This window comes from Blastococcus deserti, assembly GCF_042682525.1.
Lineage (GTDB): Bacteria > Actinomycetota > Actinomycetes > Mycobacteriales > Geodermatophilaceae > Blastococcus_B > Blastococcus_B deserti.
This window is the reverse complement of sequence record NZ_JBHUHP010000030.1, coordinates 519,031-534,817: the sequence shown is the minus strand read 5'-3', so window position 1 is coordinate 534,817 and position 15,787 is coordinate 519,031. Positions and strand designations below refer to the sequence as shown.

At 75.2% G+C, this 15,787-nt stretch carries 18 protein-coding genes; 2 read left to right on the top strand and 16 right to left on the bottom strand.

The window, feature by feature from the left end; translation table 11 throughout:
* Positions 1-399, top strand: a 399-nt coding sequence (locus tag ACFSHS_RS22490) for a transposase (protein WP_376881129.1), incomplete at its 5' end; no start/stop codon positions are given.
* 14 nt (positions 400-413) lie between these two features.
* Positions 414-3,263, top strand: a complete 2,850-nt coding sequence (locus tag ACFSHS_RS22485; RefSeq protein ID WP_376881126.1) for an FAD-binding and (Fe-S)-binding domain-containing protein — start codon at positions 414-416, stop codon at positions 3,261-3,263.
* Positions 3,264-3,307: 44 nt separating this feature from the next.
* On the opposite strand, the gene ACFSHS_RS22480 is transcribed toward ACFSHS_RS22485, so the two are convergent.
* The 16 genes from ACFSHS_RS22480 to ACFSHS_RS22405 all read right to left on the bottom strand — a co-directional run bounded on the left by ACFSHS_RS22480 (position 3,308) and on the right by ACFSHS_RS22405 (position 15,703).
* Entirely contained in the window at positions 3,308-3,931 is a 624-nt protein-coding gene (locus ACFSHS_RS22480; RefSeq protein WP_376881123.1) for an SGNH/GDSL hydrolase family protein, read from the bottom strand.
* 40 nt (positions 3,932-3,971) lie between these two features.
* A complete protein-coding gene (locus ACFSHS_RS22475; protein WP_376881121.1) occupies positions 3,972-4,742 on the bottom strand; it encodes a crotonase/enoyl-CoA hydratase family protein in 771 nt (256 codons plus the stop codon).
* Positions 4,743-4,867: 125 nt separating this feature from the next.
* The gene (gene fabG, locus ACFSHS_RS22470; protein WP_376881119.1) at positions 4,868-5,635 is read right to left on the bottom strand and encodes a 3-oxoacyl-ACP reductase FabG; all 768 of its coding nucleotides are present in this window, start codon (positions 5,633-5,635) and stop codon (positions 4,868-4,870) included.
* Positions 5,636-5,762: 127 nt separating this feature from the next.
* The gene (locus ACFSHS_RS22465; protein ID WP_376881116.1) at positions 5,763-6,182 is read right to left on the bottom strand and encodes a DUF350 domain-containing protein; all 420 of its coding nucleotides are present in this window, start codon (positions 6,180-6,182) and stop codon (positions 5,763-5,765) included.
* Between the two features lie 146 nt (positions 6,183-6,328).
* On the bottom strand, positions 6,329-6,745 hold the full coding sequence (locus ACFSHS_RS22460; protein ID WP_376881114.1) for an AAA family ATPase: 417 nt from the start codon (positions 6,743-6,745) through the stop codon (positions 6,329-6,331).
* A 71-nt stretch (positions 6,746-6,816) separates the two neighbouring features.
* Positions 6,817-7,080: a hypothetical protein gene (locus ACFSHS_RS22455; RefSeq protein WP_376881113.1), complete on the bottom strand. Its 264-nt coding sequence runs from the start codon at positions 7,078-7,080 to the stop codon at positions 6,817-6,819.
* 125 nt (positions 7,081-7,205) lie between these two features.
* Complete coding sequence (locus ACFSHS_RS22450; RefSeq protein ID WP_376881112.1) at positions 7,206-8,600, bottom strand: AI-2E family transporter; 1,395 nt, start codon at positions 8,598-8,600, stop codon at positions 7,206-7,208.
* A gap of 105 nt (positions 8,601-8,705) precedes the next feature.
* Positions 8,706-8,918: a hypothetical protein gene (locus tag ACFSHS_RS22445; RefSeq protein WP_376881109.1), complete on the bottom strand. Its 213-nt coding sequence runs from the start codon at positions 8,916-8,918 to the stop codon at positions 8,706-8,708.
* 10 nt (positions 8,919-8,928) lie between these two features.
* Positions 8,929-9,426: a GNAT family N-acetyltransferase gene (locus ACFSHS_RS22440; protein ID WP_376881107.1), complete on the bottom strand. Its 498-nt coding sequence runs from the start codon at positions 9,424-9,426 to the stop codon at positions 8,929-8,931.
* Positions 9,427-9,460: 34 nt separating this feature from the next.
* Positions 9,461-10,216: a dienelactone hydrolase family protein gene (locus tag ACFSHS_RS22435; RefSeq protein WP_376881104.1), complete on the bottom strand. Its 756-nt coding sequence runs from the start codon at positions 10,214-10,216 to the stop codon at positions 9,461-9,463.
* A 46-nt stretch (positions 10,217-10,262) separates the two neighbouring features.
* On the bottom strand, positions 10,263-10,805 hold the full coding sequence (locus ACFSHS_RS22430; RefSeq protein ID WP_376881101.1) for a TraB/GumN family protein: 543 nt from the start codon (positions 10,803-10,805) through the stop codon (positions 10,263-10,265).
* A 70-nt stretch (positions 10,806-10,875) separates the two neighbouring features.
* On the bottom strand, positions 10,876-13,305 hold the full coding sequence (locus ACFSHS_RS22425; RefSeq protein ID WP_376881099.1) for a zinc metalloprotease: 2,430 nt from the start codon (positions 13,303-13,305) through the stop codon (positions 10,876-10,878).
* A 25-nt stretch (positions 13,306-13,330) separates the two neighbouring features.
* On the bottom strand, positions 13,331-13,978 hold the full coding sequence (locus ACFSHS_RS22420; RefSeq protein WP_376881097.1) for a hypothetical protein: 648 nt from the start codon (positions 13,976-13,978) through the stop codon (positions 13,331-13,333).
* 91 nt (positions 13,979-14,069) lie between these two features.
* Positions 14,070-14,591, bottom strand: coding sequence for a hypothetical protein (locus ACFSHS_RS22415; RefSeq protein ID WP_376881095.1), 522 nt, complete (start codon positions 14,589-14,591; stop codon positions 14,070-14,072).
* Positions 14,592-14,609: 18 nt separating this feature from the next.
* Positions 14,610-15,197, bottom strand: a complete 588-nt coding sequence (locus tag ACFSHS_RS22410) for an RNA polymerase sigma factor (RefSeq protein WP_376881093.1) — start codon at positions 15,195-15,197, stop codon at positions 14,610-14,612.
* Positions 15,198-15,235: 38 nt separating this feature from the next.
* Positions 15,236-15,703 carry a PPOX class F420-dependent oxidoreductase gene (locus ACFSHS_RS22405; protein ID WP_376881090.1) on the bottom strand — a complete coding sequence of 156 codons (468 nt, stop codon included), beginning with the start codon at positions 15,701-15,703 and terminating at the stop codon, positions 15,236-15,238.
* Positions 15,704-15,787 lie beyond the last annotated feature (84 nt).

Below are 15,787 nucleotides of genomic sequence, written 5' to 3'. Positions count from 1 at the left end.
AGCGAGCAGGCGCCGCAGCTGCTGACGCTGCCCGGCTGCGGCCCGCTGACCGCCGCCGAGCTCGTCGGGGAGACAGCCAACCCGGTCCGCTTTCGCTCCGAGGCCTGCTTCGCCATGCACGCCGGCGCCGCACCGATCCCGGCCTCCTCGGGCAAGACCAACCGGCACCGGCTGGCCCGTGGCGGCAATCGGCAGCTCAACGCCGCCCTGCACCGCATCGCGGTCACCCAGATCCGCCTCCCCGGCCTCGGCCGCACCTACTACCAGCGCAGACGCAGCGACGGCGACAGCACGATGGAAGCCCTGCGCGCCCTCAAACGACGCCTCGCCCGCGTCGTGTTCAACCTGCTTCGACCCACCGACCGAACCGCCGCGGCAGCCCTGCCGCAGGCGGCTTGACATAGGAGCAACCCATGACGGCGACCGCGCTCAGCACCTCGGCCGATCCCGGCGCCCAGCCCGAGCTCGTCGACGCGCTGCGACGGGCGGGGATCGGCGACGTCGACGACTCGGGGCTGGCGCGGGCGCTCTACTCCGCCGACGGCTCGCTGTACCGGGTGCTGCCGCGGGCCGTCGTCCGCCCGCGGCACGCCGACGAGATGGTGGCCGCCCTCGAGGTCTGCCGCAGGCTCGGGGTGCCGCTCACCGCGCGAGGGGCCGGCACCTCCATCGCCGGCAACGCCGTCGGCTCCGGCGTCGTCCTCGACACCAGCCGGTACCTGTCGGGGGTGCGCGCCGTCGACCCGGAGGCACGGACGGCGACGGTCGAGCCCGGCCTCGTGCAGGCGGCGCTGCAGACGGCGGCACGTCCCTACGGCCTGCGGTTCGGGCCCGATCCGAGCACGCACAACCGCTGCACCGTCGGCGGGATGATCGGCAACAACGCCTGCGGCTCCCGCGCCCTCGGCTACGGCCGGACGTCGGACAACGTGGTCGGCCTGGACGTGGTCACCGGTGGCGGCACCCGCCTGCGGCTGGGCCCCGGGACCGAGCCGGGCGACGCCGTCCTCGCCGACCTGCACCGCCTGGTGGCGGCCGAGCTCGCGACCATCCGCACCGAGCTGGGCCGCTTCGGCCGCCAGGTGTCGGGCTACTCGCTGGAGCACCTGCTGCCCGAGCGCGGCTTCGACGTCGCCCGCGCGCTGGTCGGTAGCGAGGGCACGCTGGCCCTGGTCCTGGGCGCCACCGTGCGGCTGGTGACCGACGCCCCGTTCCGGGGGCTGGTCGTCCTGGGCTACCCGACGATGGCCGACGCGGCCGACGCGACGCCCGGCCTGCTGCCGCACTCCCCCACCGCCGTCGAAGGTCTCGACGCCCGGATGGTGCAGCGGCTGCGCGACGTCCCGGCCGCCGTCGTCCCCGACCTCCCGCGCGGGGACGCCTGGCTGGTCGTCGAGCTGACCGGCGACAGCGTCGCGGAGGTGACCGCCAAGGCCCGGGGTGTGCTCGCCGACGCCGGCGCCCTCGACAGCATGGTGGTCACCGAGACCGCCGAGGCCGCCGCCATCTGGCGGATCCGGGAGGACGGCGCGGGCCTCGCCGCCCGCACGTCCGACGGCCGGCCCGCGCACGCCGGCTGGGAGGACGCCGCGGTCCCGCCCGAGCGGCTGGGCGACTACCTGCGCGAGTTCGAGGCCCTGCTCGACCAGCACGGCCTGCAGTGCGTCCCCTACGGACACTTCGGCGACGGGTGCGTGCACGGGCGCATCGACTTCCCGTTCGGTTCGGGGCCCGACCAGGGCCGGGGGCGGTACCGGTCCTTCGTCGCGGACGCGGCGCGCCTGGTCGCCGGCTACGGCGGCTCGCTCTCCGGCGAGCACGGCGACGGCCGCGCCCGCAGCGAGCTCCTGCCGGCGATGTACTCCCCCGACGTCCTGCGCCTGTTCGAGCGGGTCAAGGCCCTGTTCGATCCGGACGACGTGCTCAACCCCGGCATCCTGGTGCGCCCTGCGCCCTTCGACGAGGACGTGCGGATGGCGGCCGCGCCGGTCGTCCGGGAGGGACTGGCGCTGGCCTACCGGCACGACGGCGGGGACTTCTCCGCGGCGGTGCACCGCTGCACCGGCGTGGGCAAGTGCCGCGCCGACCTGCAGGCGTCGGGTGGGGTCATGTGCCCGTCGTGGCCGGCCACCCGCGAGGAGAAGGACACCACCCGCGGGCGCGCCCGGGTGCTCCAGGAGATGCTGGCCGGCGACGGCCCGGTGACCGACTGGCGAGCGCCCGAGGTGCACGCGGCGCTCGACCTCTGCCTGTCCTGCAAGGGCTGTTCCCGCGACTGCCCGACCGGTGTGGACATGGCCTCCTACAAGGCCGAGGTGCTGCACCACTCCTACCGGCGCCGCCTGCGGCCCCGCGCCCACTACACGCTCGGCCGGCTCCCCCTGTGGGCCGATCTGGCCGCCCGCGCACCGGGGCTGGTGAACGCGGTCCTCCGCTCGCGGCTCGGCGGCCGGGTCGCCAAGTGGTCGGCCGGGATGGACCAGCGCCGCGACCTCCCCCCGTTCGCCCGACGCACCTTCCGGCAGCAGTGGCGCGACCGGCCGGTCCCCTCCGGGGACGGCGCCCCGGTCGCGCTCTGGGTGGACTCGTTCACCGACCACTTCGCCCCCGAGGTGGCGTTCGCCGCGGCGCGGGTGCTGGAGGCGGCCGGCTACCGGGTCCAGGTGCCCGGCGCCGATACCTGCTGCGGCCTGACCTGGATCACGACCGGGCAGCTGGACACCGCGCGTCGGATCCTGGCGTCGACCGTGGACGCCCTGGCGCCGCTGGCCGACGCCGGCATCCCGGTCGTCGGCGTGGAGCCGTCCTGCACGGCGGCACTGCGGAGCGAGTCGCTCGAGCTGGCCGGCGGCCCGGCCGCCGAGCGGGTCGCCCGCGCCACCCGCACGCTGGCCGAGCTCCTCACGGACACCCCCGGCTGGACCCCGCCGCCGATGGCCGGACTCGAGATGGTGGCGCAGCCGCACTGCCACCACGCGTCGGTCATGGGCTGGTCGGCCGACGCGCGGCTGCTGGCCCGGGCGGGGGCGCGGGTGACCCGGCTCGGCGGCTGCTGCGGGCTGGCCGGCAACTGGGGCGTCGAGCGCGGGCACCACGACGTCTCGGTGACGATCGCCGGGCAGCAGCTGCTGCCCGCGGTCGAGGGCCTCCGACCCGACGCGGTCGTCCTCGCCGACGGCTTCTCCTGCCGCACCCAGCTCGACCAGCTGGCCGGCCGGCGCGGCCTCCACCTCGCGGAGCTGCTCGACGCACGGCTGCCCTGAGCACGCGCTCCGTGCCGGTCGCGGCCGGCGGCTGATGCGCCGGCTCAGGCCGCCGCGTCGTCGCGGCGCGCGCGGGCGGCGGCGAGCACCGAGGGGGCCAGCGCCGCGGCGATGTGCGCGTAGCCGGCCGAGGAGGGGTGGAAGCGGTCGGCGGAGAACATGGCCGGATCGGCGGCGAAGGTTCCGGCGACGTCGGCCGCCACGCCGGCGACCGATCCGCCCGCGGCCTCGACGACGGCGGCCTGGCGCTGCTGCAGCTGGGCACAGGCGGCCCGGACGAGGGCACGGAACGCCGGCGGGACGAACGGCACCGTCGACATGTCCGGGGCCGGGACGGCGACCACGTCGGTGCCCTGCGCGCGCAGCGCGGCGACGGCCGTGGCCAGGGACGCCGCCGCCTGGTCCGGCGGGACGAAGCGGGCCAGGTCGTTGGCGCCGATGACGACGACGGCCAGGTCGGCGCCGAACGGCTCGGCCCGACGGACCTGGGCCGCGAGGTCGGCCGACACGGCCCCGGGGACGGCGAGCACGCGCAGCTCGATGTCGAACCCGTCCGCCGTCAGCTCCGCCGACAGCCGCCGGCCGAGGGTGTCCTCGGGCCGCAGTGCGCCGGTGCCGTAGGCGATGGAGTCACCGAGGACGACGAGACGCAGAGGAGTGCGGGTCACACCCCGTCCAACTCCGGACCGGGATGCGGACTTCCCCGCGTCAGCGGCCGCGCCAGACCGGTGACCGGCGCTCGGCGAAAGCGGTCGAGCCCTCCCGGGCGTCCTCCGACGCGAACACCGGCCGGACGATCTCGTCCTGCCGGTCCCACATCTCCACCGGTGTCCAGGACGGGAGGGACTGCACGACCTGCTTGGTGGCGGCCACGGCCAGCGGCCCGTTGGCGGCGATCGTCCCCGCCAGCTCGACGGCGGCCTCCAGCGCCGACCCGTCGTCGACCACGCGGTTCACCAGCCCGACCGCCCGGGCGCGTTCGGCGTCGATCGGCTCCCCCGTGAGCAGCAGCTCGAGCGCGACCGCCCGGGGCACCCGCTGCGGCAGGAGGAGCGCGGCACCGCCGGCGGCGACGAGGGACCGCTTCACCTCCGGGACACCGAACCGCGCTCCACGGGCGGCGACGACGAGGTCGCAGGCCAGCACCAGTTCGAACCCGCCGGCCAGCGCGCCGCCCTCGACGGCGGCGAGCAGGGGCTTGCGCGGTGGCGTGCGGGTGATGCCGCACAGTCCCCGGCCCTCGAGGGCCGGGGTCTCGCCGCGCAGGAACGCCTTGAGGTCCATCCCCGAGGAGAAGAAGCCGCCCGCCCCGGTCAGGACGCCGGCGCGTAGCTCGTCGGACGCGTCCAGCTCGTCCACGGCGGCGGCCACGCCCCGGGCGACCGCGGCGTCGAGGGCGTTGCGCGCCTGCGGCCGGTTGATCGTGACGACCTGCACCGCGCCGCGGCGCTCGACCAGGACGACGTCGTCGTCGGACACGTGGCCTCCTCGGGTGAGAACGGAGCGGGGCCCGGGCGCCGTTCGGCTGCCCGGACCCCGCCGGGACGGCACCGTCGCGGATCCCGCCGCGAGCCTGCGAGTGGCGGGGGCGGAGGGGTCCTTCCTCAGGCCTTCGGGCCACCCGCGGCGTAGACGACCTGGCCGGAGACGAAGCCGGCCCCCTCGCTCACGAAGAACGAGACCAGGTGCGCGATGTCCTCGGGCTGGCCCACGCGGGCCACCGGGATCTGCGAGGCGGCGCCCTTGATGAAGTCCTCGAACGGGATGCCCATGCGCTCGGCGGTCGCCTTCGTCATCTCCGTCTGGATGAAGCCCGGGGCGATGGCGTTGGCGGTGACACCGAACTTGCCCAGCTCGATCGCCAGGGTCTTGGTGAAGCCCTGCAGCCCGGCCTTGGCGGTCGCGTAGTTGGCCTGACCGCGGTTGCCCAGCGCGGAGACGCTGGAGAGGTTGATGATCCGCCCCCACTTGGCGTCGATCATGTACTTCTGCGCCGCTCGGGTCATGAGGAAGGCGCCCCGCAGGTGCACGTTCATGACGAGATCCCAGTCGGTCTCGGTCATCTTGAACAGCATGTTGTCGCGGGTGATGCCGGCGTTGTTGACCAGCACCGTGGGGCCGCCGAGCTCGGCGGCGACCCGCTCGACGGCGGCCTGCACCTGATCGGAGTCGCTGACGTCGGCGCCGACGGCCAGCGCGCGGCCACCGGCGGTCTCGATCGCCTCGACGGTGCCCTTGGCCGCGGCTTCCTCGAGGTCGAGGACGGCGACGGCGAACCCGTCCTGCGCCAGCCGGAGGGCGGTGGCCGCACCGATGCCGCGCGCGGCCCCGGTCACGATGGCCACGCGGGTACCTGCGCTTGCCTCGCTCATCAACGTTCCTTCCACATCGGATGCGGCCGTCGCGGCGCGGTGGTTGCCGGCGACGGGCCGGGAGCTGCGCCCGACACGTTACTGCCGGGTACTGCGGTGGCCGTCACATGGTCGGGGTGTCGTGGGGTCAGGGCCAGATCGAGGCGACGACGATCGCCGCGACCGCCAGTTGCACCGCGGCGCTGACCAGGCTCGCGGGGTGGAAGACGGGCTCGGTGAGGTGCTGACCAAGTCTGCCGGGGGTGATGAGGTCGAGCACGAGGAACGCCACCGCCTGCAGCAGCACGCCCAGGACGCCGAAGACGACGGTGTAGAGCAGCGCCTGGCCGAAGCCACTGGTCGCGTTGGTCCAGATGCTGGCGAACACGATGGCGCCCTGCCCGAGGAACCCTGCGGCCAGCGTCACGGCGGCGTTGACCGACCGGTGCTCGTAGATGTGCCGGCCCAGGTGCCCGGGGGTGAGCAGGTCGAGGGCGTAGAAGCCCAGGACCAGCAGTGCGATGCCGACCCCGGTGTAGGCGGCGGCGTAGCCGATGCTCTCCAGCACGGGGCGGACCTCCGGTCGGTGAGGGAACCATGCGATGGCACGAAAGGCCTGCCAGGTCTACCGCACCGCGCCCCCTCACGCACGGACCGGGCCCCTCACACGCTGGCCGGACGGCCACGGACACCCGACCGTCCCGGATGCGGTGGCTACGCGGGATCCGCCATGCCGCGGACGACGTCGACCCGGTCGAAGCCCTCGGCGGTGGAGGGGGGCACGAAGCGCGCACGCGTGGCGTACATGCCCACGAGGGGCACCCGGGCCCGGCCCTCACGGGCCTCGTTCCGGGCCAGGCACAGCTCCGGCGGGGTGTCGACCCACACCGCCCGCGCGGGCACCCCGGCCTCGCGCGCGGCCGCGATCAGCGCGGCCCGGTCCTCCGGCGCCGGGTTGGTGTTGTCGACGACCACGCGCGCGCCGGTGGCGAGCAGTTCCGCCACGACGCGACGCTGGCGAGCCTCACGGCGGCGTGCGTTGGGCCAGTGGTCCTTGCTCACCACGGTGTGGGTGCCGCCCAGGTGCTCGTGCACCCACGTCGACTTGCCGCTGCCCTGGAGCCCCACCATCACGACCAACTCGGGCGCCCCGCAGGGTCCCGCCGCGAGCCGGTGCGCGGTGGGGGGCAGCGGGTCCTTATTCAGGCCGTCTGCCGCAGCGGCGTGACCGCGGCGTCGTCCTCCAGCGCCGGCCGGGGCGCGGGGTGCTCCACCAGGGCGAGCACCCGCCCGGCCATGAACCGCGCCGTGCGCACCGGCGTGCCCCCGCGGGTCGCCTCGGTCACCTCGACCACGCCGCGCCCGTGGGTCACCTCCACCCGCCGGCCGGCCCGCGTCGCCTCGATGTCGTAGGTGCGCGTGCTGCCGCCGGCGTCGATCACGATCTCGACCCGATCGCCCTTCATGTCCTGCCTCCTCCGCCGGGCGCCGGACGACGCCGTCAGCTTCGTAGGGAGAACGTCCCACACGGGGGTGACATTCCCGCGACACGCGGTCTGAGCTGCGCGGATGTCGACTTGGATGCATACGGTCAGCCCTGCTCGGGTCGCTGCGGATGGGCCCCGCGGCGCGGGTGGTGGAGCCGGCGGATCGACGCCATGGCCGCCCGCCGGGCGTGCATGCGACGCCTGGCCCGCATGGTCCGCGGCGCCCGCGGTTCCTCCCGGAGCAGCGCGTCGAGCCAGTGGCCCTTGGGATCCACGTCGACCAGCAGGGCCTTCACCAGCAGGGTCAGCGGGATGGCCAGGAGTGCACCGAGGGCGCCGAGCACCCAGCCCCAGAAGAGCAGCGCCATGAAGGTGACCGTCATCGACAGGCCGACGGAGTCGCCCACGAACCGGGGCTGGATCAGGGTCTGGACCACGAAGTTCAGCAGGGCGTAGACCACGACGACGGCGACGAACTCGCCCCAGCCCCCGGCCAGCAGCCCCAGCAGCGCCGGAGGCGCCAGACCGAGGACGAAGCCGATGTTGGGCACGTAGTTGGTGATGAAGGCCAGCAGGCCCCACAGCGGCGCGGCAGGGATGCCGATGATCGCCAGTGCGATCCAATCGCCCAGAGCCACGATGGCGCCGAAGACCGTGCTCACCAGCAGATAGCTGCGGGTGCCGTGCGAGAACAGGGTGAGAGCCACCGGCAGGTGCGGGCGCTCCGCCGCCACCAACGCCATCCGCCGGCCGAACCCGCTGGACTCCACGGTGATGAACACCAGCGCGACCAGCAGCAGCACCAGGGTGCTGAAGGCGTCGGTGAGGCGGGCCAGCAGTCCGGTGGCCAGGCCGACCACCTGCCCGTACTCGATCTGGCCGACGAGGTCCGACACCTGCCCCGACACGAGACCCGCGTCGTTCAGGTCGGCCACCACTGAATCCATCAGCCGCTCGGCCGGGACGGCGTAGTCGGGCAGCAGCGCCGCCATCTGGGCGACGGAGGCGACCAGCAGCGCGACGAAGCCCAGCAGCACCGACCAGACGAGCAGGAGCAGCACCGTCGTCGCCAGCCAGCGGGGCACGCCGATCCGGCGCAGCCAGCCCTGAACGGGCGCCAGCGCGACGACCACCACCAGCGCGAGGAACACCGGTGCCACCAGCCACGCGACGGCGCGCAGCCCGGCGACGGCGATCGTGGCCGCCGCCAGGCCGACGACGAGCAGCAGCCAGCGCGGTATGCCCGGCGGCCCGGCCTGCAGCTCGGCGGCGGTGGAGCCTGTGGGGGTCCCGCCCGGTACCGACTCCGGGGCCGACGGCACGGTGCCCTGGACCAACACGGCCTCGTCGACCGCCGCTGCCTCCTCGACCGACAGGGCCTCGTCGACCGCCCGGGCCTCGTCGACCGGAAGCGGGTGCTGGGTGCGTTCGCCGTCCTCGGCTCCACCCGGCTCCGCCCGGGACAGCGGACGGGCCCCGGCGGAACCGGTTCTCGTCACGTCAGGTCGCACCGCCATCCCCACCCCTGCCCCCCGGTCGCACGTCGTACCCGTACACGGTGCCCGCATGCCGGCGGGTGCGCCCCTCGGGGGACACCGGAGCGGTCACCGCGCGTCGAGCAGCTCCACCATGGCAGGGACGTCGAAGAAGCCGGCCGGTTCCGGGGCGCCGGGACCACCGGCGTCCGGATCGGCTCCCGCGCCGAGCAGCCGGGCGACCGTGTCGGTGGACTGCCGGAAGGCCGCGGCGAGCGCGGTCCGGCCGCGGTCGTCGACCCGCCCGTGGCCGGACCCCGGATCGATCGGCTCGCCTGTCACGCAGCCCACCCTAGGAGGGCCGCGGGAGCTGGAGCTTCATGCCCTCGTGGGACGCGACGAAGCCGAGCCGTTCGTAGAACCGGTGCGCGTCGGGGCGGCTCTTGTCGGTGGTGAGCTGCACCAGGGCGGCTCCTCTGCGGCCGGCCTCGTCGAGGGCCCACGCGACCATGGCCGCCCCGACACCCCGGCCGCGGGCGCCGGCGGCCACCCGCACGGCCTCGAGCTGCGCGCGCAGGGCGCCACGCCGCGCCAGCCCCGGGAGGAAGGACAGCTGCAGCGTGCCGACGACGACCTCGGCGTCGACGGCGACGACGAGCACGTGGGCGGGATCGGCGTCGACCAGGTCGAACGCCCGCCGGTAGGGCGACAGGTCGCCGTCGACGTCCTCGCGCCCGGCACCGAGCGGGTCGTCGGCCAGCAGGGCGACCAGGGCGGGGAGATCCGCGGCTGTGGCCCGCCGCAGACCCAGGGGGCCTCCGTCCAGGGGCAGTGTCGTGGGGAGATGCACACGCACACTTTCGCGCGGGCGACGTTCCGGTCGGTCAGCGGGCCGCGACGCGGTCGGCCAGCGCCAGCACGTGCTCCCACGCGTCCCGGCAGGCCTCGGCCCACTGACCGTGGGCGCGGTCGAAGAACGAGTGCGGCGCCCCCTCGTACACCACGGCGTCGACGTCGGCGCCGGCCGCGCGCATGGTCTCGGCGAGCGCCAGCTGATCCGCCACGGGGGTCGCGGCGTCGGCGCCGGCGATCACCATGACCGTCGGCAGGTGCGCCCGTTCCGCCGCCTCCCCCACCATGGCGGGCCGGCCGTAGAAGCCCACGCAGCCGGCCAGGTCCAGGGAGCCGCCGGACTGCCGCCAGGAGTGGCTGCCCCCGAAGCAGAACCCCACGGTGATCACCGGCAGGTCCGGTGCGGTGCGCTCGCGGAGGTACGTGATCGCCGCGGCGATGTCGGCGTCGATCCCCGCCTCGGTGGTGCGCGGGATGTGGGTCTGCCACTCGAAGTCCTCGCCCCGGGTGCCGGTGTCCCCGCACGGGCCGGCGGTGCGGCCGAACCAGTCGATGGCGACGGCCGCGGCGCCGGCCTCGGCGAACCGCTCGGTGAGGGCCACGTAGTAGGGGTGCAGGCCGCGGATGTCGGGCAGCACGACGACGCCCACCCGGGGTGTCCGCGCGGGCGCGGCGTAGGCGGCAGAGAAGGCGGTGCCGTCGGCGGAGGTCAGGGTGAGGACGCCGCGCTCGGCGACGTCGCCGGTCCGGGGTGGTGCGGGTGGGCGGCTGTCGTGGTCGTGGCACATGCCCCCGGTTCTACCGGCGGGGGCCCGGCCGTGCCGGGCGAGTCACTCAGCTGCCGGCGGCCTCGTCCGCGGGGCCGGGGTTGCCACCGAACACGCGGGCGGCGACCTCGCGGCGGACGTCGGCGAGCCAGTCGTGCTGCTTGTCCGCCTGGGCGATCAGGCGGTCGAGCAGAGCGGCGTCGAGCCGGGAATCCACCGCCGCGATCTCGCGCAGGGTCTCGAACCCGGCCCGCTTGGCCAGCACCGCGGTGGAGATGAACTCGAACTCCACGAGGTCGCTCAGCGGTGACCGGGACAGCACGTGCCCGTTCAGCTTGGCGCGCGAGAGCTTCTCCCCGATCCACGACGCCAGCTGCTTGTACTGCCGCACCGGGAGGCCGAGCGCGGCCATCGAGGCCCGGACCCCTGCCCGCTCCTCGCGCAGCTCGTCGAGCAGCTGCTCGAGGCGCGGTTCGTAGGGGGTGCCCCGGTGGACACCGAGCATCCGGCTGACCAGCTCGATCCCGCCGGTGGCCGCCGCCAGGTGGTCGTTGCAGTAGATCCCGAGCAGGTCGGGGTTGCGTACGGCACCGGCTACGGACTCGGACACGGGGCCTCCAGGGACGACGTCGGATCGTGGTCATTCTCGCGTGCGGTTCCGCGCGCCGCTCCTCGCCGGGTCAGCCGGTCGGGCTCGGGAACGCCGTCGACGTGTTGCTCGCGCCGGCCGTCGAGGTGCTCGCCGGCGACGTCGAGCCGGTCGACGAGCCGGCCGTCACCCCGGAGCCGGCGCCCGTGGTCGGGCTGGCGGTGGAGCCAGTGGGCTCCGTCCCGGTGCCGGTGCTGGGGGCGGAGCGGGTTCCCGTGGCGGGGGCCTCGTCCTCCGTCCCCGGCGATCCGGTCGCCGGCGTGCCGCCGGCGCCGGACCCGCCGCTGGTCGTGGGCGTCGCGCCGGCCGGCCGGTCGGCCTCCCGGACCGCGGGGTCCGCCCGGACGACGGCGAGGATGCGCTGCTCGAACTCCGTCAGCCGGTCCCGGATCTCGGCCAGCGGCAGGCCCTCGATCTGCTCGCCGAACGCCTGCAGCTCGGCCCAGATCGCCGCGAGCTCCCGGCTGCCCTCGTCGCTGAGCGGTCCGGGCAGAGAGACCACCAGTTGCGTGGCCAGCGCGTGGGTGACGCAGTCGATGCACGCGTAGTTCACGGCCACGGCGATGTTCTGCGGCACGACGACGTCGACCGAGCCCACCAGGAGCACGACCTGGAACGCCACTGCGACCGTCGTGCAGTCGCGGCAGCTGGCCAGCGCGTAGGCCTCGTTCCGGTTGACGGCGGCGTCCTCGTCGGCCCAGACCAGGGCGAACGAGACGTCGTAGCGGACCGAGCCGTCCTCGGTGTTCACGGCGAGGGCCTGGTTGTCGCCCTCGCCGGGCGGCAGCGGACGGTCGAAGGGGAACACCCAGGTCGGCGCACCGCCCTCGGCGCCGTTCGAGCCGGGGTCGGCGGCCCCGGGATCCGGCTCCCCGCCGCCGTGGGGCACCAGCACCAGCGCGAGCGCCGGTCGGTCCTCGGTCGGCACGGGTCCGGCGTCGGCGGGCCAGAGGGTCGCCGCCGTCCCGCGCGTCCCCTCGGCCAGGGCCGTGCCGCTCGCGGCCGGGACGGCGTCCAGCACCGTGCCGCCCTCCCAGGCGCGCACGGGCCGGTACCGGTCGCCGGCCGGCCACCACGCCCACAGCAGCCCGGCCACGACCGCGGCCGCCACGAGACCGGCGAGGGCCCGGCGCACGGGTCGCCCCTGGGTCCGCCGCCACACGCCGCGGACGACCTGCCGGACCGTCCGCGCCAGCACGTATCCGATGCCGAGGAGCGGAACGGCGATGGCCACGATCCCGAGCAGTCTCGCGAGAACGCCGAGCACGTCGCCGTCCCCGAACGCGTCGGCGAGCAGCCCGCCCTGCCGGCCGAGGGATTCCCACGCCGTGGCGAGCACCCGGGGCAGCGCCAGCACGATGAGCAGCAGCGACACCGCCATGAGCGGGACGACCACCAGCACCCAGGCGACGACCACGACGCGCGCCCACGTCTTGAGCGCCGTCGCCTCCGGCTGCCGCCACCGGCCGGGGAGCAGCCCCGCCATGATCGGGCCCATGCGCTGGTAGAGGTCGGGGACCCCGGTCACGTCGGCCAGCACGTGGTAGCCGTCGAAGCGCAGCAGCGGCGCGAGCTGACGGATCATCTGGAGCACCTGCGCGGCCACGATCAGCAGCACCGCGTGCCAGCCGGTGGTCCACCACACCGCGAAGGACAGCAGCACCACGAGGGCGTTGAAGTACAGCCCGCCCAGGTCGGTGCGCACCCGCCCGGCACGGCCGAGGCGGTAGCTGTCGGTGACGTCGGTGTAGAACGCCGGCCAGAAGAGGTAGATCCCGAAGCCCATGGCGCCCGGTGTGGAGCCGCCGTACCGGGCGGCGGCCGCGTGCCCGAACTCGTGGAAGCCGGCCGAGAGCACGGTCACCGCCACCACGGCCAGGAACAGCGCCGGGTTGCCGAAGGCCTGCGCCGTGGCCGCGGCGAGCCCCTGGGAGAACAGCACCCAGCCGGCGACGGCGCCGAACGCGAGGACGACCGGAGCCACCACCAGCGGGTGGAACAGGACGGTGAACGGCGCGGTGATCCGCCGGGTGACCGCCGGGTCGGTGACCACCCGCCGGAAGCGGAGCGCCAGCAGGGGGTCCGACCGGCGCAGTTCGGGTTCGCCGCCGTCGGCGCGGCGGAGCAGGCCGAGCGGCCGGAGCGTCGTGTCGACCAGCTGCCGGACGTCGTCGGGCCGGACGAGGCGCCCCGACGCCGCGCTCACCCGCTCGGCGACCTCCGCCACGGTGGCTTGCCCGTCGACGGCCAGCATCACCTGCTGGAGCAGCGGCGTCAGCGAGATGACCTGACCGTCGGCACGGCGGGCGAGAGCCGGCGGACGGCGGTACCCCGACCCGGGCACCTCGCCGAGCAGCTCCACACCGGCGGCGCGCGCCAGGACCTCCCCGTCGGGACCGGCGGCCGCCTCGGTGCGGGCGCCGGCCACGACGGGGATCGGCCGGGTGGACGGATCGGTCATGGGTGTGCCGGCCCGCTGCGCGGGCTCACTGGGTGATGGTCGACTGCTGGTCGGCCGTCGCCGACGCGTCGGCGTCGATGTCCTGCGTGATGATCGCGTCCTGCTGGGCGACCGCGGTGGCCTCGGAGCCGATCGACCCGACGTTGGCCGCCACGGCGGCGTCGATCGGGGCGGCGACGTTGGCGTTGGCCGCCACCGCGCCGGCCACGGGGGCGGCCAGGTCGACGTCGGCGGCGAGATCGACGTCCACGTCCAGCAGGTCGCCGGACAGCGGATCGCCCGCTGTCTCCGTCGCAGTCGTGGCGTCGGCCGGTGCGAGGGCGGGCTCGGCCGTGCCCACCGTGTCGTCGGACTGGTCGATGGTGCTGTCCTGCGGGGCCTCGGCCACGGCCTCGCCGGTGATGCCCTGGTCGATGATCACGCCCTGGTCGGAGAGCGCCTGGGCAGTCGAGTCGACGGAGAGCACGTTGGCGCCCACGGCCGCGTCGATCGGCGCGGCGACGTTGGCGTTGGCGGCCACCGCCAGGTCGATCGGGGCGGCGGCGTCGAGGGCGAGGTCGAGATCGGCGTTCAGGTCCAGGAGCGAGATGACCTCCTTGTCCGGCAGCGCGGCGCCTGTCTCGGCGGCGAGCTCCTCGGGCGAGAGCGGTCGCGGATCGTCGTTCTGGCTCACGAGTGCCTCCTCGGTCGGGGTCGGCCGGGCCCCTTCCCCAAGATCCACATGAGCAAACGAGCTGGTCGCGGGCATGCCCGATCGGGTGATCTCAGCCGCGCAGCAGCACCGCCACGCCGACACAGGCCGCTGCCCAGAGCCCGCTGGCCAGGGTGCCGACGATGAAGCGCTCCGCGGCTGCCGGCGCCCTCAGCTCGGCGAAGCGGCCCAGCCCCTTGACCGCGAGGACCACGGCGAGCGCTTCGGCCGAACCCGCGAGGAGCGCCGCGGCCACGGCCGCCCGCTCCAGGACGCCGATCCAGGCGCCCCCACGCAGGATCGACGGGTCCTGCGGCCCTCCGGCGACCCCGACCGCGGCCGGGTCGGCCGCACGCAGGACCGCCGTCGCGACGGGCCCGCCTCCCAGCACGGCGGCCAGGACGGCGGCCACGGTGACACCCTGGAGCAGGCCGTCGGCCGGGTCCTCGGCGGCCCAGGCGACGACGCCGGCGGCGGCGAGCAGGACGGTCAGGAGCGCCGCGCCCCACGGTGGGCGGACGCGCTCGCCGCGGGCGGTCAGCACCAGCCCGCCGGCCGCGACGACGGCCAGGACGACCAGGACGGCGATGCTCATGCCGGGCTCATGCCGGGCTCACCCCGCCGCCCGGGTCAGGAGACGGGCCGCGGTGGGGCGCAGCTCCCGCTCCAGATCCCACAGCCCCGCTGCCAGCCGCTGGCCGACGGCCTGCCGGGAGATGCCCAGCTCGCCGGCGGCCTCGGCCTGGGTGCGTCCGCCCCCGACGAGCGTGATGGCCTCCCACGCCTGCGGGCTGCGGCGGTCCACCACGACCGCCAGCGCGCTGAGCACCGCCTGGGCGTCCGCGGCCTCGGCCGGCTCGGCGCCACGCACCGCCAGGCGGGACGGTCGCTGCTTCGCGGCGTCGACGGCCCGGCGGGCGCTCAGGAACGCCGGTCCGGCGCCGGCGCGCGTGCTGGCGGGCAGCGGCGTCTGCACCGGGCCCGCCCCCACCCCGATACTCCAGCCCCCCGCTCGGACCAGCCGCAGCACGACGTCGACGACGGGCTCCGGATCGCCGAGCACGCCCTGGAACTCGTCGCCGGCCGTCCGCTCGAACGCCAGCAGCGTCGGTACGGCGCCGTTCAGCTCGCCGAGCACCTCGTCGACCCGGTCGGTATTGCGCCGGCTCGCCTTCTGGTCCACGGTCAGCACGTACGGCACCTCGCAAGTCTGGCAGCTTTCATTGGCTAGAGCAAGCCTCAGAGCTTGTCGACCGCCGTGGGCGGGAAGCCACCGGTGGCGATCGGCCCCCACCTCTCGATCGTCACCCGGATCAGGGACTTGCCCTGGCGGGCCATCGCCGCGCGGTACTCGTCCCAGTCGGGGTGCTCGCCGCTGATCGACCGGTAGTACTCCACCAGCGGCTCCAGCGCCTCGGGTAGGTCGAGCACCTCCGCCCGGCCGTCGACCTGCACCCACGCGTCGTCCCAGTCCGGGGAGAGGACGCACAGGGACACCGCGGGGTCGCGACGCGCGTTGACCGCCTTCGCCCGCTGCGGATACGTCGACACCACGATGCGGCCCGCGCCGTCCACCCCGCAGGTCACCGGCGACATCTGCGCCCCGCCGTCCCGACGGCGGGTGAGCAGCACCGCCTGGTGGCGCGGACGGAGGAAGTCCAGCAGGGCATCGCGGTCGACCCGGTCGGCGGTGGCGGTCTTCGGCATGCCGCGACGCTACGACGGAGGACCGACAGCGACGACTTCGCCACGATGATCGTTCCCGCCCGGTCCGGCCGCGCGAACTGTGCT